The organism is Polyangiaceae bacterium (genome assembly GCA_016715885.1).
In the GTDB taxonomy this organism is placed as follows: Bacteria; Myxococcota_A; Polyangia; order Polyangiales; family Polyangiaceae; genus Polyangium.
Window position 1 is genome coordinate 1002100 of the sequence record JADJXL010000028.1, and the last position, 22282, is coordinate 1024381.

Consider the following 22282-nt stretch of genomic DNA (forward strand, 5'->3'; position numbering starts at 1 on the left):
TCGGTAAACGTATGCCATCGCTGCACGAGTGTGAATTTGCGGGCATTGTCCAGAGCGGCTTGCTCTAGGCATGTCCCAAGGTTTGCAAGGCATGGGCCACCTCGAGTTTCGCCGAAATCGTGCGGTTTTACGGTGTACCGTGTCAAAGCTTTCGCGCGAAAACATCGGTAGTGCGCAAAAGCTTGGGCACGTGGACAAACGTGCTCGGCCCGCTGTCGCAATGCGCAAATATCCTGCGTTGCGCAATCGAAAACCGGCCATGCACTTTCGAAGTTGCAAAACAGCCAGCGCCCACATCGTTTGTGGTCAAACGTTCGACAGGATCTCGCAAGACCGCACCGAGCAAAAAGAAGACCGCAAAACCGCGACGCAGCCATGCCTTGTCGAAAACGCCGAGTTGCGCCTATCTTCGCGCGATGCCAGCGCCGGATGTGAAGTCCCAACAAGGTGAATCGTTCTTCTTCGCGGCCGGTCCCCATCAGGCCGGCGAGCTACGAATCACCTCGTTCACGGGCCGAGAACGGCTCTCCAAACCGTTTGACCTCCAAGTTGTCGTCACGTTCTCCGGACCAGAGGACCAAGAAAAGCTCATCACCACCATCGTCGGACAAGCGGCGTGGTTACGCATCGAGCACGAACAGGCGCCGCACACCATCGGTGGCATCGTCGCAAGCGCCACGTTTGCCGGGTCGCACACGCAAGGCACGAGCTACAAGCTGCGACTCGTTCCAACGTTGTGGAGGCTCTCGCGCCGCAAAAACACACGCATTTTCCAAGACCTCGACGTGACCACCATCGTCTCGATGCTCCTCGACGAACACCGCGTGGTCCATCGCTTCAGTTTGTCCAGGAAATACCCACTACGCGCCTACTGCGTGCAGTACGATGAAACCGATCTCGCTTTCGTCATGCGGCTGCTCGCCGAAGAGGGCATCGCATTTTATTTCGATCACACCTCTCCGCCTGCGTCTGTTTTGGTGATGACCGACAGCCTGCTCCTCACGCCCATGATATGCGGCTCGCCGGCGCTCCTGTTTCGGCGCGAAATGCCGGGAATGCCGCCTCGAGAAGATCACGTGCTCGAAATGGACGCACAGCGCACCGTCAAGCCTTCGGCGCTGCGCGTACGGGATTATGATTTTCAAAGGCCACGAATGGATCTCGCTGGCGCGGCGACTTCGGCCGAAAAGCTTTCTCCTGGCGTCGATCTGGACCATTACGAACATCACGGGGAATACGAAGAGTCCGATGCGCGGGACGAAGAAGCGACCGTCGTGCTCGAACAGCTTCGCCGGCGCATGCGCATCAGCACTGGGCGCACGCCTTGTCGAAGGCTCGCTCCAGGGCATCGCTTCACGCTTGCGGACCACGAAGATGCGTCGCTCGACGGCGATTTTTTGGTATTGCGCGTCGATCATCGCGGCTATGGCGCCGGGGCAAACCCTCCAGGCACGCCGACGTACGAGGCGACGTTTCGCTGCACGTCTGCTGCAGAAGGTTTGCGCCCCAAGCGTCCCGCGCGTTTCGTGCGGCAAGTCGTCGAATCAGCGACGGTCACGGGTCCGGCGGGACAAGAGATACACACGGACGAATACGGACGAATACGGGTGCATTTTCATTGGGATGCCAAGCCCGATATGGGCAAAAATTCGTGCTGGATTCGCGTGGCGCAAAATTGGGCCGGTGAAGGCTGGGGGTTTCAATTCATTCCGCGCATCGGTATGGAAGTGCTCGTCACGTTTCTCGGTGGCGACTTGGATCGTCCCGTCGTCATTGGATGTTTACCGAATGCAACACATCCGCCACCTCATCCGCTTCCTACGGGAGCCGCAAAAAGCGGTATTCGCACGCAGTCGACGCCGGGAGGAGGCGGTTACAATGAAATTGCCTTCGACGACACGGCAGGCAGCGAAGTGCTTTCGCTACACGCGCAAAAGTCATTCATTCAAGAAATCGGCGACGACGTATCGGCAACGGTCGGTGGGAATCGCCGCACGAGCGTCGCGGGTACCGATTCATTGGACGTGCAAGGCATGCGAACGGTGACCGTCGCCGCAGGATTACGCGAAGAAATCATGGGCGATCACGAACGGTTCGTCATGGGCGCGACGAAGCTCGAGCATTTCGGCAATCGCGAGGTCATTGCGTATGCGCATGATCAGGCCCGCGTCGATGGTTCGCTGGTGCGAACGATTCGCGGTGATGCGGTCATCACGACGGCGGGGCATGCGACCGTGACGATTGGCACTTCGGACATGGGCGAGGCGCAGGCGCAGGTATCGGGCACGTTGGTCGTTGGAGCCACCAAAGGATTGCGTCTCGTTTGCGATGAAAGGATTACGCTGGCCGTAGGCGACAATGCCATTACAATCGATTCCGAAGGCATTACGCTGGACGCGAAAAACGTTCGCATCATGGGCGCGGAATCGGTATCTGCGTCAGGTCCCGGACCCGCTATGACGCTCGCCGAAGAAGCGCAGATCAGCGCCAAGGCCATTCGGCTATTCGCGAAAGAGGCGCGCGTCGAGCTCGAGGAAGACGCCATCGTCAAGGGGCGCAAGGTGCTGCTCAATTGCAAGGCAAGCGATCCGAGCGAAAAAGACGACGACAAGAAGAAAGAGATGAAGCAGATCAGCCTGCGATTTACGGATACAGCGGGCGAACCTTACGCAAAAAAACATTATCGCACGGGCGTTTCGGGCATCATTTCCGAGGGAGAAACCAGTGCGGATGGCGACGTGAAAGTCGACGTACCCGTGGACGCGAAGATCATGCAAATTCGGCTATGGGTGAGGGATTATCCGGAAGGACAAACCAAAGATTACTCGATTACCTTGGCGGAGGAATTGCCGCCGGTCGACACGGTGCGGGGTGTAAAGCAACGCTTGGGGAATCTCGGATATTATGATGGGCCGATCAATGATGACGCGAGCACGCTGAAGGGGCCGCTCGGGCGATTTCAGCGCGACAAGGGACTCGAAGTGACAGGCACGATTGACGACGCGACGAAGGCGGAGCTCGAGAAAGTTCACGGGCATTGATATGGCAAAAGGGGACGCTCAGGCAAACGCGCCGGACGAATCGGGTGGTCACAAGGCTACGTTCGATGCAAACACGACCATTGCCGAAAGTGCCGACTACGGTGACGAGCCGCCGCGCATTTTGATGGGGATCAACGATGCACCCGTGCAAGCGCCCGATGGAGCGGTTTTCAAAGACGGCGAAATCGAAAAGCACGAGCTCGAGGGGCCGTTCGACAAAGACAAACTGCTCACGGTACTGAAGACCGTGCGAAAGCGCCTCGGCGAAAGTTACGATGCGGTGTGGAAGACGCAGGCAAAACCCATCGAAGCTTGGGGCAAAGACAAGAACGAAGAGCGCTGGGCGCAGATGTTTGCGGAGCGTTATGTCGGAATCACCTATGGTGGGCCCGGACAATCGTATTTCGGCGGAGGTCACTGGGATGCGTTCATTTTTTCGCGGGCGCAGCCGCGCATGCGCAAAGTGACGCTTTACGAATACGATGCGGTCGAAAGAAATCAACACGTCATCGCTCGTCGCGGCACGACGCAAGTCGCCGATTGGACCGATCCTGAAAATATCACGGCCAAACACGAGCGCCCACCCAATCAATGTTACCTCGGTGAATGGGAAGAGAACAAGGATCCGGCCATTCCGATCATCGGTGCCTGCCAGCAGACGACGTCGTACGGCGCCATTGCGCATGGGTTCACGGTCGAAGACGATTTGCAATATGCGGGTTATGCTGCATCCGAAGCATCGGGCGGACTGCCCATTTTCACGGGAAAGAAGCCGATTGGGTTCCCCGGCGAGCCTTCGGCGGGCGGGAAGTTTTATTCTGTCGGCAGCAAGGGCGCGGGAGAAACAAAATTCGATTCCCTCACGGATTTGAAAGTGTTGTGCAAGCCGTCCTTTGCTTGCGATCCCAAGAACATCGATCCGCCGATGGCGCCTGGAACGATCATCACGTACAATCCACACGGATTCATCAAAAGCGTTCAGGCGATGCTCACGCCTTTCGAGGAAAAGGTGGAAACCATGCGCGTGCGCGCCGAAATCTGCCGAGCGATGCAAGGCGATCCCAACGTGCACCATCCTTATAGCCCACCTGGGCGTGATTGGATCAAAGCGCCGGTACCGACGGAAGAACGGATCAACAATTGGCTGAAAGCAGTCACGAATCCGGCGATTCCGTCGAAGAATAGAAACGAGCCGGACGACGTCTACAAGGCCCGAAAAGCGAAATGGGATGCCGCGCGGCGTGCCGAGGCGGACAAGTACCAAAAGACGAGGGAAAACCCCGAAGAGAGAACGCTCGAATTGCCCACGTCGGTGCAAGATCCAGGCTCGCACATTGCTTTCGTATTGCGTGTATCGGGTGAAGACGATCCAGCCAAGAGGCGCGTGCAGCTCTTTGATACGAGCAGCAATACGGCCTACTGGGTCATGGAGGCTCAGGCCCGTCGCGGATTGATTGCGCGGCCCATGGAAGGCGGAATCATGGATGGATGCGCTTTTCCGAATAGCTCGCGAAAACAAGCGACCCAAATCCCCGCGAATTCGCCCATGGTCGGCATTGGAGTGACTCCGAAGCCCGATCCGGCGCGGCTCGATGCCCATTTGAAGGCGCTCGAAAATGCGCGCCCCGTGGGTCTCTTGCGATTCGTGCTCACGATGCGCAAACCGCCCGAAGTGCCGAAGCCTCCGTCGCCCTGGGCCAAACCCGCGGCGAAGAACCCCGCCGATGCGCTCGGGCCGACGTTATTTCCCAATCGATACACGTGGGCGGGTGAAGTGCACGACGACGAAATCCTCTACATTAGTCGATTGCTGCGCATGTATGGGGACAAACCCGACCAAAATTTTTACTTGAGCAAGCTCTTGCGATCGCTTCGCGCAACGCCATACTTCACGCACGTGCAAGCGTGGTGGTTCGTCTTCATGCCGACAGGCCTTTTTGCCAAATCGATGTGGGCTCGCGGCGCGCGCGAAATGCGCCCCCGCGATTTCGCCAGCAAAGTGCTGAAGCTGCCGAAGTATTTCGACAAGAAGACCCCGAAAGGCGCGTTTCCTGACCCTTGGGCAGGTCGATCGGACGTCAAACTCGGGCCTCATTATCGATTGACGCACGTCCTCACAGCAACCGGTTCGGATGTGCCCGGGCGCGTGGGCAAGGCATTTACGTGGTGCCGATTGAAATCGGCATTGTCCGATGGCGGCGACACGTCGCTCAAAGCCGATGGTTTCTCGGTGCCCAAAGACATCTACGAGATCATGCAGACGCTCGGGGCCGCGGGCGAATACACGACGGCAAGGCTGAAGGGTGCCATACCCGACCCCGACGACGGACGTGCTGGGGACGACGAGATCGATTGGTTCCGTTACGGATGAGGAAACGTATGCAAATGGTATCGAAATGGATTTTGCTCGGCGCGCTCGTTTCGCTCGCCTCTGCCTGCAAGAGCGACCCTCCGGCGCCCAAGGTAACAGCCGATAGCGCGAAGCTCAAAGCTGCGGCAGCACCTTCTGCGTCCGCGTCTGCAACGACGGCCGCACCGGCACCTTATGGTCCCGACGATTTGCTGGCGGATATTCCGCGATGCGCGGACCATTGGTTGAGCAATGCGATGCACGTAACCGAGCGGTGCGAGAAAGCGCTGGCCTTGTGGTCCGAGGGGGGCGTGGAAGCTGTGGTCGCCAAACACAAGGCAGCGTGCGATGGCGGCGATGGCAAAGCGTGTACGCTGCTCATTGGGGGCCTCGGACATCCGAAATCGCCAATGCAATCGAAAAACAAGGCCATGTTTCTCGAAGACGTGGCAGCCCTGCAAATCAAGGCGTGCGGGCTTGGCGAACCGAATGCGTGCGTGGCCATCGTCGATCAATATACATGTTATCGGGACATCGTGCCGGGCGAAACCGTGCAGCTCAATTGTGCGACGCGAATCAATGAATGGCTGAAGGGGAAAAAGCGCGAAGACCTTGCCGCGGCGCTCGAACCTGGCTGCAAAAAGGGTCATGCCAAGTCGTGTACCGATCGCGGTATGCATTTGAAAGCGGTCAAGGGTCAAGTCGACGAGGTGACGGATCATTATAAGAAAGGCTGCGACCTTGGAGATCCGAGAGGCTGTTGGCAGGCCGAGCTGATAGCCAAAGTCTTTGGAGACGAGGTCGAGATACGTTCTTTGAAGTCGAAGAAGTTTGCCCTGCAGGAACGCGAGTGCCGGCGATTTCGTGATTGCCATGATATTGCTGCGGACTACGATCGCGGCTGGCATCTTCCCGAACACTTGCCCAAAATTCGCGAGCTCTTGACGTTCTATTGCGAGAAAAAAGCCCCCGACGACTCGAGCTGTGTCGAGCTCGCCGTTATGCAAGTCAAAGGCGACGGCGCCCCGGCCGATGTTGCCGCCGGCCTTGCGCGCCTAAACGCGGTGTGCGACAAACCAATTACGTCCCAAGACGACGCCGGTTGGATTGAACCGATAGCAAAAGGCTGCCGACCCCTCGCACGGTTTTACAAAGATGGCACGGGAGTCGAAAAAGATGTAGCGAAAGCAAAGGCCCTTTTGAAAAAGGTGTGCGTTCAGCGCGAAATGGCGACGATGGTCATGCAGGATGCGTGTAATGACCTCAAAGAATTAGAGAAATGACGATGGATCCCGCTACCGCCGAACTTCACCGTCGAGCTCGCGCCTTCGTGGCCCTCGAGCGGTATGCCGAGATTCTCGCACATGTCGCGTTCTTCGGTCGCGATCGTGCGAGTGAATTGGTGCCGCGTTTCGGTTTGTCGATGGAGCAATGGACGGTCATCGACGCAGCGTGGACCCACGAATTGGCCGAGGGCAAACGCCGGCAGCAATACGAACAGGCCGAGCGATTCAATATGACGTTTGCAAAAACGCGCGGGTGGCTCGTCTCTACGCAGCCCGCAATGAACGCCATTCAGGGCTACCCATGAAGCTCACCGAAGCCGACGAAATGGCTCTTCGCAAGTCCGTGCGCCTCGATCACTACGCTGAAATCCTTGCGCATGTCGTGCATTTCGGTGCCGAAGGCGACGTCGTCGAGCGATTCGGCATGTCGCTCGAAGAGTGGCGAGCCGTGGATCGTGCCTGGACAAACGAGCTCGCGCGCGGTGCAAAGCTGCCAGAACGCGAGCGCGCGCTGGCTTTTTCTGCGACATTTCAAGCTCGCCGGCGGCGCCTTGCGCACGAAAAGCCACCTCTTTCGTCGATCGGCGAAAAGCTCACGCATTTCCCGGACAAACGGGCAAACCCGGTCTCGGCAGTCGCCGCAGCCCCCTCGGGCGTGCCTTCATTCATGCTTGCCGGGTCCGCGCCGAACGCCGTCGCAGGGTCACCTTGGTCCGCGTATGCAGCGCCATCGCACGCAACCCCTGCCAAAGCGCCCGCCGCACCGCTCCCCCAAACTTCGCCGCTGCCATTTGCCCAAGGTGTGGCCGCTGAAGTCGCTTTGCAGCGTGCGGTCGAGCATGCGCAGGCGACGCAAGGTGCACCGTCGGCGGCGCCAACGCTTGGTGAAACGCGGGCAATCGATGACGAAATCAGCGTCATTGCACGCCAGATTTTGCCGTTCGAGGGCTCGGGGACGCGCTCGGAAACAGCTCCCGCGCGCGAGCCTGAACTGACACTCGAACAGCACGCGTCGCTCCACGTCGAGCTCGAGATGCACCCCGAGGCGACGGCGGACATTTTGCGTCGTTATGGGCTGACGGCATCGCAACACGCGCGGCTGGATATGGGCTGGGAAGCGCAAATGGCGCTGAATCCGAAGCTGGCCGCCTCATGGCAACAGGCGATGGCGGATTACCGGGCGTGGATCGCCAGCCATTCACAATAGTTTGATGACAAATCATTCCGGCGACCGCACTTCGAATAGTCCAACGTTCACGACATCGCGATCGTACGTCGACATGACATGGCTCGGTTTGGCGGGTAAATCGCGCTCTGCAATCGGCACCAGATGCAGGCCGTGCTCGACGGCCTCGCACGCCGGCCGCCCATCCGTGCTCGTGCAAATCGACGTGCGCGCATAACGAAGGCAAGGCTCCGAGCGTTTCAGCCGCCGCACTTCATCCGCGGAAGACACGGCGACGACAGCGAGTGGAGCGTTTTCCGGCGAATGGATCGCGTATTCAGGCAAAAGGACGATCCGACGGTCTACGCGCGGCACATGAACGACTCGGCATCCATTGGGCAGCGACGCGAAAGCATGACGAAAAAAAGCATGCTCGAGCTGTTCGGTCGTGCGTTCGGCGATGGTGGAAAAGCTTGCTGCGAATGCAGCGATAGCTGCGGCTCCAAGCAAAAGCCATACATGACGCACGCGCGCGAACGACGTGGGAATCATCGACGCGAGCGCAATGACGATCGCGGCGCTCCATAGCCGATCGTAGCTGGCAATCCAGATTGGGCTTTGCCCGTATGCGTGGCGCGTAGCGATGAGCGCCAGAATGGATGCAACAGCAGGAACGAGCGGGCCACGAGGTTTTGCCAGGACAAACGCGACGGCGAGCAGCAGCAAACCGATGCTCGCATGTTCGAGTAACCATAAGCCGACCGTGTTTCCCCCGGCGCGAGCATCCCAATGGTCGTGGATTCCGGCGGCCACCGATGCGATCACCTTGCCGCTGGTCACGACGAGCACGAGCACGACGAGGACGGCGAGCGCTGCGACACGTGCGCCACGACGAACCCACTCATTCCACGAGGCACGAAAGTTTGTCGGAGCCACATGCGTTGCCATGACAAACAGCGGTCCAAGCGCCACGGGACCCCACGCAATCGGATGAATACGCGCGGCTTGTGCGCAAACCAGTGCACCGACGGTCGCCAACACCAACGATTCGAGTCGCAGGTTCGTCCGTGAGCGCTTCGCTGCCGAAACGAAGAGCACATATGCGGTCAGCGTGAGCGTCATGATGGGCGCAAAATACGCTTCCGTTGCGCCAAACCTGATGGCGACGGCGTCTACGGTCGTCAATGCGCCCGCGAACAGGGCTCGATGGGCGTCCAGTCCCAGCTTTCGCGCGAGAACGAATACGAGCGGTGCGGACAGTGCACTGAAGAATGCATTACCAACAAAAATGGCCGTATCAGGATACGTCGTGAAAATTGTTTTGATGAACGAAAATATCTCGGCGTACCCCGGACCATAGCCAAAAAGCCGCGCCGGATCGACGCTAGCGGCGAGAATCCATTGCGGTCCTTGACCATTGACGTGATGCGGGCCAAAAGGACCAAGTGACAATCGTAAAAGAAGCGCCACGACAAATAGTATGGTCAATACGATAACGTCGCGTCGCCCTGCCATTGTATTCATTGCCTTTCGCGCCGCTCGTGCCGCCATCCATACGAGCAGGAAAGCCAGTCCTGCCCAAGCGGTGCTCGACCAAAAATTCCCAATGGAAACGGATTCTTGGATCGGATCGAGGCGGCGACGCAAGACTGGGATGCGGGGAGCCTGAGATTGCAAAACCTCGTTTTCGTGTGCGGCAAGCCAAGTACATAACGTTTCGAATGCTTCCTGCTGAGGGGCGGGAATTTTCCGAAAATCATCGATTTCGAGAATGGGAGAAACCCCGAGGCGCCCAATGCGACGAAATGCTTGTCCTGCCGGATGAGAGACATCGACGTCGAGTGAGCCCGAGCCTTGCATGTCGAGCTTCAGGAGAACATGCGCGGGAAAACATTGCACCGCTCGAACGGATGCAGGATGCGCCGCATCGGCACGCGCGACCCAGGCGAGGGTATCGTCGGAACAATTGCTTTGCTGCTGCGCGCGGGCTTCGGGGAGGGCACAAATAAATGCGCTCAGCAGAAACACAAGGAATACCGGCACAAATCGTGCTATGCTCATGATAAGGTTGCCCATTCGAAACTCGCGCATCGTGCGCAAAGGAGGCTCGGCGCCGACACCCGGACGATCTCACGGTTGCCGTCGTCTGCCAAGTGCCAAGCATGTAGAACAATTTTCGCGCGGCGACCATCTTGTGAGCTCGGTCTGTCGGCACTGCAGAGCGTTGCACGTTGCGAGCGCTCCGCCATTGCCGAAACGTGGCGAGACCGCGATTGACGACGCGGCATCCAAGATGCCATGTTCCAACGCTTTCCGTCACGGCAGCGCTCATGTGCGCATCGTGGCGTCTTGACCTCGTCGCTCATCGGTGTCTCCGTTGTCGCTTGTACTCCCTTTGCCCCGCCGCATCCCTTTCATGCGCCCGGAACGCCGCAGGGGCGCATTGCGGTTACGCTCGTTCCCGCCCCAGGCGTGCATTCTCCCGGTCCGCATCTCGTCACCCTTGGCATTCCGTTTTCCCGCGGATCGTTGACGAAATCGGATTTGGCGACGGTGCGTGTGCTCGACGAGGACATCGAAATTGCCGCCCATGTGAACGAGCTCGCGTCGTACCGCAGCATCGTGAAAACCCAGAATGATGGCAATTGGGTGCGTGTCGCACGTATTCAAATCGAGCACACGTTTCGTGATGATCCTCCGAAGCCGGAATCAATCATCGTCGAGTGGGGCCATTCGCAACGAATGCGAGACGTTTCCATGCTCGTCGATCCACGAAGGGGTTGGCACCCTGTCGCGGAGGGGAGTTTTGCCATTGAGGACCTCGTTTCGGAGCCCGCCGTATACGCAGTTTTGCCGAAAGATGTGCTTTCTCGAGGTGCTCTCCGCACCCGCTACGTACCCCTCGACAATCGCGTGACGGACGAGATGGATCCGCCTGCAAGCTTTTATGGGCGCCATCTACACGAGCCGCTCGTTTACGATATTGCCCAAAAAAACTATTTTTATGGCCTGCTCAACGAACCACAAGGGAAAAACCCGTATCGAACCAACGCCAATGGAGAAAACAACGGCGAGGCATGGCTCTTCGATCGAGCATCCGCGATGTACGTGCTCTACCTTCGAAGCGGCTCGGCGCGCGTTTTACGTGAAGCCGTACGGGCGTCGGTTTTTTACGAGCGGCTGCTCGTCCTCGAGCGGCAAAAAAGGGGGGATCCGTCCACGGATCCGCGGGACGTTGGTGCTTTCTTTTCATGGCGCAAGCCGCGCACCAATCCACACGACGCGGCCAAAGAGCCTGCTTGGGACCCCAAATACTCCTATGCCGAGTGCCTTGCCCTCACGCATTGGCTCACGGGAGACGATCGAATCTTGGACAAACTTCCCTTCGTCGTCAAAGCCTTTTCACACGTTCCTTCGCAATTTTCGCCTAATCATTTCCCCAAACGAAAGAGCACCGGCGAACCCTTGCGCGAAGCTTGGACCGAGCGTCACGTCGCCTTCAAGTTGCTCGCCGCCGCGATTGCATTCGAAATCACGGGACGTGACGAATATCGCGACATCGTCATGGGTATCGTCGAGAACGTCCTTTGGCATCAAAACCAGAGCCAACCGGGTGGCCTATTTGCTCGAGTTCCCGATATCGTGGATGGAGGTCTTTACCATTTCGGCACGCAGCACGACCCGGACGAAGCGGGCGAGGAGCTCATTGCTTCGCCATGGATGTCCGCGCTGCTCGTCGATGCAATGGTGCGTGTTTATGGCATGTGGGAAGATCCCCGCATCGCCCGCTTCCTTGCTCGAATGGGAGGAATGCTCGAGCGCGCTTCCAAGGTGCATACGCGCCCGGACGGGATGCGCGTGCGCTATCCTGATTACCTGATTCGCCCCAATGGTTCGACACACACCGATCATGATGGGATTGCGCATTCCGCAGACGTGATGGGTGCCCTCGCGTGGGCCGATTATTTTGCGCGTCTCGTGGGTGAGCCCAAGTCTGCTTTCCGCGAGGCCATCATCGAATCACCGGGGCTCTACGAGGCGTTCACTTCGGAGCTCTTCGCGAGCTCGACGGATTGGGCGCTGAGCCCTGCACGACGATATGCGTGGATGTTTCGCACGTCGGCCGCGTACTCGTTTGCGCTTGGCACACGTTGATGCGCCAGCGCGCGCTCACTGCCACCACGAGCACGAGCCATTCACGCAGCCACACGAAACGCCCTGCGGCGCCGTGCAATCGCACGTCGATATGCCGTCGTTCATCACGCCATGACACAATTCGCCGCCGCAACCTCCCGCTTTGCAATCGGCATCCGTCGAGCACGCGTCGTTCGAATTGCGAATGCACTGCCCCGACACGGGAGTTCGATTCGATGCCGCATTTTGGGCAGCCGCGATGCAATCTTCCAGCGCCTGGCTGGGGCGCCATCCGCACTGGTTGTTCGCATCGCGTTCGCAGGTGCCATGCTGCTTGAAGCAAGCATATTCCTCACGCCATTCGCACGTCGTAATGACCTCGTTCCCAGGTTCGACGCAAAATGTACCGCTGCAACCGCTGGTGACGCAGTCGTCACTACCGCCACCGACACTATCGCCGCCGCATCCATTGGCCTCGGCGCCGGTCAAAAGCGGGACCGCAAGCAATGAAACGATCAAGACGATGCGATGACGCCAATTGAATGCATTCATGGTTTCCTCCGCGAACGTATGTCAGCCAGTGGAGCTACTCGCGCGACCAAGCATCCAGTGTGCCAGTGCATCGCATGGGGACGAATTGACGGAAACCGCGGAATCCGGCCTATTCCAAGGCCACCGAACGTGGCACATGCGTCAAGTCGGGACAGTTGTGCCCGGAGCAGACGTTTCGTGTGGGTAAACAGAGGAGGCACATAGCGTCCCGAACCGATCGACGTCTTTTACAACGCTTCTCCTCGCAAAAGGGATAGCAGCACGCGGCGTTCGGTCGCGTCCGTGACCACTTCGAGCACGCGGTTGATTTCACGCACGGCCGCAACCACGAGCAATAGCCGCGCGCGCGGATCTTTGCTCACGCGCGCCGCAAGCGAACGTATTGCATGATGCGATCGATTGATGACGAGCTGCCCGGATGCCTCATCGAATACCATGGGCCGCCCTTTTCGCACGTACCGGACACCCGTCACGACATTCGTATTCGTCAATCCAAGCTTTTCAATGGCCAATTGGAGTGAAGGACCAAGCTCTTTCGTCCACGGCTCCATGGGCGCGGGACGATCGAAAAACACGACGACTCGCTTCACGAGGTTCTGCAACCACGATGTCGCGGGCTCCTTATCGTCCGCCTCCTCGACCGCAGGCTTCGTCTTATCATCCGGAGCAATCACGACAGGCGGCTCGACCGATGGCGACGCCGCCGTTTCGAACGCTGCAATATCGACGAACGCTTTGACCGGTTCGGGCGATTTTGACAACGCCGCGAATTCGCGCACGGCGCTCGTACGTGCACGAAGCACATCCTCCAAGACTTGTCCTTCGGCCCGCAAAATGAATGCGGGCATTCCTTTCGGAAAATGGCCCTCGATATGCCCTTCCCCACGGGCAAACCATATTTCCTTTTTTGATTTCAATGTTTCGATGATTTCGGCTGCGTCGATACGTCTTCCATCTGCGGCCAGCGCTTCGAGTTTGCCCACGTCCGCACCGAGAAGCCGCAACAACCACCGGTAAGCTTCGACAGCGCGCGGATCCGAATCATCGCGTGCAGCCGCTTCGAGCACGAGCGCGGTGGTTTCGCGAAGGAGCCAAGCACTCGTGGCCGCATGGATTTCGGCGGTTTTTTTGGCAGCGCCCGTATTCGCAATATACAATCGACCACACACGGGAATTGGGATCGAAAGATCGAGGCCGTCGGCACCGGATGCCCCGAAGGAGCGGGGCATGGGGAATCGATTGGAGCTGTCTCGAACGTCGACTGATCCCGCGGAAAGCCAAGACTGCGGCAGCCACAAAGCACCCATCATGACGACGGCATCGTCCAAAAGCGTCGTCTGCACCTTTCTACAAGCCAATACGGTATTCGGATTGACAAACCATTTCGAGAACACCTCGTCGGCTTGTGCCCGAATGGCTTTACGCAATCGATCTTTCGGCCCGTTGCCTTTGATGCCATCGAACGTCTTGTTTTCGGGGATGGTGTCGTCATTGATGATCGCAAGCAGCGGCCAGCCCGCGGAATCAGGCAACCTGCATAGCGGACGGCGATTTTTATGCACCCAAATGCCGCGCTTCTCAACGTGCTCGGGCGCCAACATACCAATGGTACCATTGGCGTCGTCCCCCGCATACGGCACGGTGTCCAAGCATTCGAGTCGTTGCGTCGTGCTCAGCCCAATGAACGAAAGCGGCGCGGCGCTTCTGCGCTGCTGCGCTGCGAGCTCGCGACGAAGCCTTTCCGTCACGTCATCGAGCGGCACGTGATTCGAAAGCGCACTCGCTTCGTCCGATGTGAGGCACAGAGGTGGCTGCGGGCGACGTTCCAGCGGATACGGGGGCGAAAGCGTCACATAGGGATACGGCGACACGGCGTCGTCCAGAAGGGTCGAAACGCTGTGGTAACCTCCGAGGATATCCGGAAAAACCACCATTTGCTGCCGTTTTTTGCTCAGGTTTTTCCCTTTGCGAGCGTAGGTGACGACGACGGCGCGCAAGCCTACGCGCACGAAACGCGGCAATTCGTCAAGACGTTCGGAAAGGGATTCAATGAGTTTGACCGCAGCCTTGGCCAAAGTCGAAGCAAGCGTTTTTTTGTCGTGCGCATCGAGCTCGACGTCTTCGACACGAATGACGGCGCGAAATGCAATGGGAGCACTGACCTCCAGCCGCTCGGTCGTTCCGTGGAGCGTTTCGACGTACACGGTCGTATTGGCGCCATCGATGAGCTCGATTTCACCTTCGTAATGGTATCCAAGCGACGACATTTGGGCGCGGAGCGCAGGATGTTCAGGCGACCCCGAAAGATTCGGCCCGCTCTGCGTCGATCCCGGTTTGCGCCGGCTTTGCAAGGCAAACACCGCGCTCGACACGTCGACCATTTCGTGTCCCATGAACGCGAGGATTTCCCGCGCCAAACTCCCTTCCGTCGTCTGAGGCAAATAAACGATGGGCGCATCGAGCTCACTTCTGCCGCGCGCAGCCCATTCCCAAAATTCATAACGTGCGGTTGCATAATAGAGTTTGTTTCCGCCGGGAACGAGCTCGCCATAGCTGCGATAATCCCCTTGCACCGTGGGCCACTTGAAGCTCGCTGCACGTAGCGCAAAGTCTGCTGCGAGAATGTCCGAGCGTGAGGGATTGGCGACCGAGCATGCGTAGAGCGCGCGCACGAGCGAAAGGCTGCGGCGATCCTGGAAAAAAGCTCCCGGCTCCTGATTGTCTGCACGCGCGACGAGATCCGCCGCGAGCGCACATGCCGCGGGATACACGAGCGATTCGACGTGCGATATGCCTGCGGGTGACACGTCGGAATACCCCACGACATGCTCGTCCGACGCGAGGTGCACACGCGCGACCACCGGCACGGGCAAACCAATGAGCGGCCGCGAGCTGACCAAACGTTCCTCGTAAAGGATTTCGGCGGAAGCCAGAGGTAATTCGACCCCCTTGCGCGGAAGGGCCGCCACGATGGAAGCCACGCGTCCGCCCGACTCCTTCGGTTGCTCCTGCCAAACCTTTGCGGGCATGTCCGGATCCGCAAGTGTTCCCGGTGCGGCCGGATGTACCTTGGGTTTTTGATAAAAGGCGCGCTTTTGCAATTCGCTCTGCGCCAACTTGGAACGATGTCCGAGCTCTTCGGTGGCAAGCCTGAGGCGAGCGCCTGCCCAGCGCGTGAGTGCATCGACTTCGCGATCGTGCCGCAAGAGCAGCGGCCGCCAATCAAGCGTCGGAAATGCCGGCGAAGCCCGCAAATACGGAATCGTCGCCGGGTCGGGAAACCGCGCTGCAATGTCGGCAAGCGAGACGAGCTCGGAGCGCGCATCGGCATCGAGGGCGAATAGCAGCGGCAACTTTTCAATGCGCGGCCCCAGCTCCTTGGTGCGAAACCTGGGAACTGCCTCGATCAGATACGACCGCAAAATAGGTCCCAGCTCGTGCGGAAAATTCCGCAGCGACGGCGGCGCTTGGCCCTCCATCGCTTGGACGATTTTTTCGAGCAAGTCGTTACGAATGTTCGTTAAAAAGAGCGCGTCTTTCGACCACAATATCCCGTCCCAGGACGGTTTTGGCACGGTCGCATCATGCTCGACGACGATCATTGCCGGTTCGACGAACTTGTTCGTCGCCGTCGCCGAAAGCAATGTACCTGCATGAAGCGACAAACATTGATCCTCGCTGCTCGGTGCAATGATTCCCCTAGCCTCTCGAATTTCAAAGGTCATCGACGGAAGGGTTTCGGATGACGCTTGGTTGCCCAGCCGAGCGTTCCGAAGCGAATCGAACATGGCAAAATTGGGCGCAGGCGCCTCACGCTGCAGCCGCAGCCCCCGTTCGTACGGAACGAATGTCACGCCAGGAAAAACATTTTCGAGCCATTGTTTCTCGAGGTTCGTCACGACAACCACAGGACGCCCGTCGGGGGCAAACCCCGCGGAACCCGGTGCAACGTAACAAATGGCTTTGGTTCGATCCGAATACGATTTGAGCTCGGCCAAACTCAAAGGAAGCCGTTCGGGATCGGCGGACGCCCACGTGCCCCGCGTCCAAATCGGAGTATACGCGGAAAGCGGCGGCTCGGCAGGCACTTCCTCTACGTCGAGAGCTTTCGCAGCCGTCCCGAATGCGCCAATCGCGGCGCGAACCACGGGGAGCACGCGAGCTCGCTCTGCCGGAGCGCGCTTTTCCAATACGCTCTGCTCCAGATACGCTCCAAGCGCCACGAGCGCCAATCGCGTGAGCTGAAAAATCGCGAGTCGCAGCGCGGCGTCGTCGCGCACTCCTTCGTACGAGAACTTCGGAAGTAGCTTGCCATCCCACGCAATGGCCGCGTCCATGGCGAGTGGAAGTTTGTCACGGTCAATCGTGAGCGTATCGATATGCCTCCCTTCGATGTAAATCCGCACCGAAGTGGGACGCTGCCCCGTGCGTTGCCCTTCGGCGCCGAGCGCCAATTGACCATGAAGCCCTTTGAACGGTCCGTCCTCGATACGAAACGTTTCTTTGACCACGTGCCCTTCGTCGTCGGGAACCTTGGGATCCGTACGCGGTCGTGAATGCAATACGCGGCGGCGTACCTGCGCCGCCTGTGCGGCCGTTATGAGGGTTTTTGCATCCTGCACCGCAAAGCCGACCAGGATTCGTTCGACCAATTTGCCGCGCAGCCACACAACGTCGTCGAGCCATGGTTCGAGATCCTTGTCATAAGGCTCTTTGCCATTGTAAACGAATACCTCGCCCTTGATACGCTGCAATAGCCTCCTGGGCGACATCGGCAGCCCGACGGCATTCTGCAAAAGCGGCAAGTCCAGGAGCGCGCGAGCTTGCTCGGACAGATCCGCGCTCCGCTCGAGAGCCCCGGCAACGATACACACGATGGCTCCAAGCGCCTCTTCGAGCTTTTTCGGATCGCGATTCACGATTTCAACGCCGGGCAATGGTTTGCCTTTACCGGTCACGAGCGACACGAGCGATCGTAGCGCCAAAACCAGCGCGTCCCGAGCACCTTGCTCGGCTCGATTCGTCAGTTGCGAATCTTCTCGCAATGCCGATCGCGATGCATTCGTCGGCAATTCGTCGGCATCGATCATCACGCGAATGGGCGATTCGACCTGCGCGTGCGCAGTGGAGGGCAAAATCGGTTCCGTGACAAACGGCTTTCGCAAGAGCAGCACCCCGAGCTCGAAGTATTCGATTTGTGGGCCTACTGCTGTATCGATGATTTCCAACGTTCCACGGCGAATATCGCGTTCTTTGAATGGCACGCGAAGCAGCACGGAATGCCGCGGGGCAAGGGGCAGCGCAGCGCCTCGCGAGGTGACCTTCAGGGGAATAGCGTGTAATGCCTCGCCGAGCAATACGATTTCGCGCGGAACTTCGCGCGTCGCAGCGCGTTTGAGCACATTCATGCTCAGCCGCCGCCGAAGATGCACACGCGTCCCCCGTTCCGGCATTCCTTTCGGCGCCTCGACCATTTCAATCTCGGGCAACTCGCCGCCTTCCGAATCGAGCACCGACGGCACGAACCTCACCTTCGATGCGCGATTCTGCTCGGGCGTTCGTACGTATATATCGACATATGCCGGTCCTAGCCCCAATGCGGCGTTTACCCCGAGAGCCAATCCTCGAAGCGGGCGATCGGTCGAGTGCCCATCACCGAGAACATGATCGAGCAGCCGCGGGAGATCATTGGGAATGACCGAGTGACCATCGAATGTGAATACGATGTCGTCGGCGTCGTATTCGACATCGAAAAACGTGGCCTTCGAGGCAACCGCAGCGCGCGTGATTTCAGTTGCATAAAGGTGCAAATCGACGAGCAAATGCTCGCGAAGCTTGGCCAGCGCCCGGCGAGCATCCACCCGAATGCGGCCGCGCGCAACGATTTGCCTTCCATCATTGGATTGCATGGTCATACGAGCTCCACGGCCGCGTGCGCGAGAAGCGCATCGGAATAGGATCCATCCGAATCGTCACGCGACGAGAACAACAATCGAGTGAGAATATGCGCGGCTATGAAAGTGTTCTCGGCCGCATGTTCCCGCGCAAGCTTGACGCCTTCATGTGTCGCAATGAGCAAGATCTTCCCGGTGTGATTGGGACGCGCTCCCGTCCAGCCATATTCGGCGAACGGTTTCGGACTCAGCCATACGCCCTCGGCAACCTTCCTCACTGGATTCTGAATGAAAACGCACGGTGCTTCGTCGACTTCGACCGAACTTGCGATGCCTACCGAAGAAACTTGAAGCCCGAGATTGAAAAAATTGTTTTCCAGCGCCAGACACAGCGCCTTGTCCGTTTTGCTCATTTTGTGTTCGGGCAGTTCGTGCACGATCACGAAATGTTTGTCTGGAGAAAGGGGACCAGGCAACGGAATCCGCATTGCGAGAAGAGATAGAAGTATCGCGTTCGGCGCCAAAACGACGGGGTGACCAACTTTTGCCAGCGCGCGTGACAATTCATCGGGCTCGGACACCACGTACATCTCTTTTTGCGACATGATCTGTTTCAGGGAAATGACGGAATGGTCCTTCCACGGCGCTGCAAGGGGAAACATCACTTCGTTGAGCGGCAAGTCGACCGGAGCCGTCAGCGCGGCTTGGACGAACGCGGCATAAGATGCGAGTAGCTCTTCGTCGTAGGGCGGTTTCGATTTCGCGAGCCCCTGCGCAGCTCGCACGAGACGCGATTTCAGCTCGCGCTTCAATGACTTCGCCACGAGGTCGCGCGCCTGAGATACGATACGATCGAACGCTCGATCACGAAGGACATTGTCGCGACTCAAGGTGTGTTTCAAGTGTGGACTGTCCACACGCAAGCGTACGTGGGCCAACGAGGGATGCAATGGTTCGTCCGTTTCGAATAGCGTCAAACCTCGATTGTAAAACCCCGCAAACGTCGCCTTTCCCGCCGCGGGATCATCCGAAGCGGCGCCCGCCGTCAAAAAGTGTTCCGTGCCCGCAGATGGCGCGACGACGAATCGTTCCTTGTCACGATGCGCCTCGACGTAGAGCGACGAAGGAACCGATAGCGGAACATCGATGCGGCGCTTCGCAACGGCATCGTTTCGATCGTGATCCACGGTAATGAATTCGATGGGTACCGCGGCAAACCTACACCAGCGCGATAACGCCGTTTCCAATCGGCGACGGTGCTCGTCGAACTTTTCAGCATCCATCGATTGATGCAGCGTGACGACGGTGCCACTCTCGGGATGCGTCGCGAGCTTTTCGATTTCATAGCGGTGATCGCGATACAGACGAATGCGATGCCTTTCACCGTCGCGCCACGTATCCACTTCGACGATTTCGGGGTCAATTGCAAAAACGCTCACGAACCCTACGCCGTACTTGCCAATCTTGGCCGAGTCCCCTTCTTTGGAGGAATTGAAAAGCGTAAGCAATGGACCATCGATCGTGGCGCGATCCATCCCCGCCCCGTCGTCGTGAAGTGCCGTCGTGGCGATTCCGCCCGCTCGTTCGACGCGCACTGAAAGCGTCGTTGCGCCGGCATCGATGCTGTTTTGGACGAGCTCTCGGACGAACGCGTACGGATCGGCAAACTGCCGAACCATCTCGGCCACGGCCCCAGTTTCAGGCTTTTCGACGACTTGTTGTTTGCGCGAAGAACGAAAAGGCATGACGACCGAGCGGAGATTACCACAAGCGCGCCGCGGAATGCTCTACATTGTTCACGCTGGCTCGTTGGCAATGGACAGCAAACCCCCAAGCGGCGGATGGTTCTTCGCGTGTTTTGTACTATTCACTACACGACGTCAGAGACGACGTCTTTGAATTTCGTACGCGAAGCGCTTCCTGCGTGGCAACTGTCGTGACGAGTGATAAAACACGGAAGCTCTGCGGAGAACAGACATGAAAAAAGCCATCCCCATCATCGTGCTCTTGGCCATCATCGGCGCCGGCGTCTTTGCGTTCGCGTACATGCGCAACCCCAATCGCGCAGCATGCGTGCGCATTGGCGAACTGTGCGGCGGCAAGGATGGGACGAAAGCGCAGCTCGATCAGTGCACGGACCAAGTCGAGCAGTGGCGGAAAGTAGCCGGGGATGCGCCCGTCGACAAGGGGATCGCTTGCGTCGACGGCGCGAAAACGTGCGGTGAAGCCATGGGATGCGTGGCCGGCGCGGGCATTTCGGGATTCCAGAAAGTCGTCGACGACTTCTTGAAGGGGTTTGGCAAGGCAACGCAGTGAGCCAGCGACGCGCCCAATGAATGAATTCGACTATCTGATCATCGGTGCGGGCATGGCGGGTTTGTCCGTCGCTTCGCTGCTCGCAAAAGCAGGCCGCCGAGTGCTCGTCATCGAAGCGCACGATGTCCCTGGTGGTTACGCGCATACGTTCCGGATGCGTGATTTCCGATTTTGCGCTCAAGTCCATTACATCTTCGCATGTGGCGAGGGTGAAACCATCGGTCGAGTGCTCGCCAAACTGGGCATTGCCGAAGCCATTCCCTTCGTGCGGCTCGATCCCGAGGGGTTCGACCATATCGTCGTCGGTGGCGATCGGTTTCGCATTCCGAATGGTTTGTCCAAGTTCCGCGAGCGACTTCTGCACAAATTCCCCGAATGGCGCGAGCCCATTCTGCGATATTTCGAAATCGTCTCGGGTGTTGCGGAAGAACTGGACCGCACGAGCGAATTGCCCAAACACGTCTCCGCATGGACGGCGCTCCGCTCGGCCTATCGTTTTCGCTACTTGATCCGGTACGCCCAATCGACGCTCGGTGAAGTCTACGACGCCATTGGCGCGCCACCTAGGCTTCGGGCCATTCTCGGCGGCCAAAGTGGCGACTACCTCTTGCCCCCGCGCGACGTTTCGTTCCTTTTGCACGTCGCCCTGGTCCACGGTTACGACCGTGGGGCCTATTATCCTCGAAACCATTTTTTCCATTTCGTGGATACGCTGGCGGATTCGCTTCGCAAGCAGCCCGGTTGCGCACTCTTGCTCGAACACGAAATCGATCGCATTCACGTCGAAAGCGGTCGGGTCACCGGCGTGAGCACCCGGTGCGGCAAAAAGTTCACTGCTGAACGATACATCTCGAACGTCGACCCGCATCGTACGGCATCGCTTGCCGGATGGCACAACTTCAGCCCTCGAGACGACAAGCGATTTCATTACGAATATTCGGCCGCTACGTTCACCATTTACCTCGGTCTTCGCGGAATCGATCTGCGCGATCACGGGTTTGGCTCGTACAATGTATGGCATTACCCGGACGAAAACCTCGAACGGCAGTACGATAATCAAATCCTGAAAAATGACCTGAAGAACCCGTGGCTCTTCATGTCTACGCCGACGCTTCATTCGGATGCCCCCGGGATTTGTCCACCGGAACACCAAATACTCGAAGTGGCCACGGTTTGCGATCATGCTCATTTCGCTGCGCTGCGCGCGCGTGACCGGCGAGCTTACAATCGCGAGAAAAAACGCGTTCGTGATACCATTTTCGACATACTCGAATCGCATTACATCCCAGGACTTCGTAAGCACATCGCGCTTCAGGTCGTGGGCACGCCGGCGACGAACGAACGCTTTTGTCGAGCCCCCGGGGGCAATTCATACGGCGCAGCGCTCGTCCCGAAAAACATTTCGCTCGACCGAAAACCGTATCGCACGTCGCTCGATAATTTGTGGATCGTGAATGCAACGGCAGGCATGCCCAGCGTCGCGGGTGCCATGGGCGCGGGCGCTCAACTGTATCAGGAATTGACGGGAGACGAAGTGTGAAAGG

General features: G+C 58.5%; 12 protein-coding genes. 8 read left to right on the plus strand and 4 right to left on the minus strand.

Going from position 1 to position 22282, the window contains the following annotated elements; translation table 11 throughout:
* The first annotated feature begins 416 nt into the window (after window positions 1–416).
* The 5 genes from tssI to IPM54_45550 are packed head-to-tail and all read left to right on the plus strand — an operon-like array spanning window position 417 to window position 7884.
* Complete coding sequence (tssI, locus tag IPM54_45530) at window positions 417–3041, plus strand: type VI secretion system tip protein VgrG (protein ID MBK9267027.1); 2625 nt, start codon at window positions 417–419, stop codon at window positions 3039–3041.
* 1 nt (window position 3042) lies between these two features.
* Window positions 3043–5412 (plus strand): hypothetical protein, encoded by a 2370-nt coding sequence (locus IPM54_45535; GenBank protein MBK9267028.1) that lies wholly within the window; start codon window positions 3043–3045, stop codon window positions 5410–5412.
* A gap of 8 nt (window positions 5413–5420) precedes the next feature.
* Complete coding sequence (locus tag IPM54_45540) at window positions 5421–6674, plus strand: sel1 repeat family protein (GenBank protein ID MBK9267029.1); 1254 nt, start codon at window positions 5421–5423, stop codon at window positions 6672–6674.
* 2 nt (window positions 6675–6676) lie between these two features.
* Entirely contained in the window at window positions 6677–6982 is a 306-nt protein-coding gene (locus tag IPM54_45545; protein MBK9267030.1) for a hypothetical protein, read from the plus strand.
* On the plus strand, window positions 6979–7884 hold the full coding sequence (locus IPM54_45550; GenBank protein MBK9267031.1) for a hypothetical protein: 906 nt from the start codon (window positions 6979–6981) through the stop codon (window positions 7882–7884). The genes IPM54_45545 and IPM54_45550 overlap by 4 nt, the downstream gene beginning before the upstream one ends.
* 12 nt (window positions 7885–7896) lie before the next feature.
* Here IPM54_45550 and IPM54_45555 read toward each other — a convergent pair whose 3' ends face one another.
* Window positions 7897–9885 carry a hypothetical protein gene (locus IPM54_45555; protein ID MBK9267032.1) on the minus strand — a complete coding sequence of 663 codons (1989 nt, stop codon included), beginning with the start codon at window positions 9883–9885 and terminating at the stop codon, window positions 7897–7899.
* Between the two features lie 306 nt (window positions 9886–10191).
* On the opposite strand from IPM54_45555, the gene IPM54_45560 reads away from it, so the two are divergent.
* Window positions 10192–11997: a hypothetical protein gene (locus IPM54_45560; GenBank protein ID MBK9267033.1), complete on the plus strand. Its 1806-nt coding sequence runs from the start codon at window positions 10192–10194 to the stop codon at window positions 11995–11997.
* A 15-nt stretch (window positions 11998–12012) separates the two neighbouring features.
* Here the strand turns inward: IPM54_45560 and IPM54_45565 are convergent, their stop codons facing one another.
* From IPM54_45565 to IPM54_45575, 3 genes are all read right to left on the minus strand, one after another.
* Entirely contained in the window at window positions 12013–12528 is a 516-nt protein-coding gene (locus IPM54_45565; protein ID MBK9267034.1) for a hypothetical protein, read from the minus strand.
* 227 nt (window positions 12529–12755) lie between these two features.
* The gene (locus IPM54_45570) at window positions 12756–18437 is read right to left on the minus strand and encodes a hypothetical protein (protein MBK9267035.1); all 5682 of its coding nucleotides are present in this window, start codon (window positions 18435–18437) and stop codon (window positions 12756–12758) included.
* Between the two features lie 2 nt (window positions 18438–18439).
* Entirely contained in the window at window positions 18440–20167 is a 1728-nt protein-coding gene (locus IPM54_45575) for an ATP-binding protein (protein ID MBK9267036.1), read from the minus strand.
* 232 nt (window positions 20168–20399) lie between these two features.
* Between IPM54_45575 and IPM54_45580 the strand changes: the two genes are divergently transcribed.
* Window positions 20400–20738: a hypothetical protein gene (locus IPM54_45580; GenBank protein MBK9267037.1), complete on the plus strand. Its 339-nt coding sequence runs from the start codon at window positions 20400–20402 to the stop codon at window positions 20736–20738.
* Window positions 20739–20754: 16 nt separating this feature from the next.
* Entirely contained in the window at window positions 20755–22278 is a 1524-nt protein-coding gene (locus tag IPM54_45585; protein ID MBK9267038.1) for an NAD(P)/FAD-dependent oxidoreductase, read from the plus strand.
* Window positions 22279–22282 lie beyond the last annotated feature (4 nt).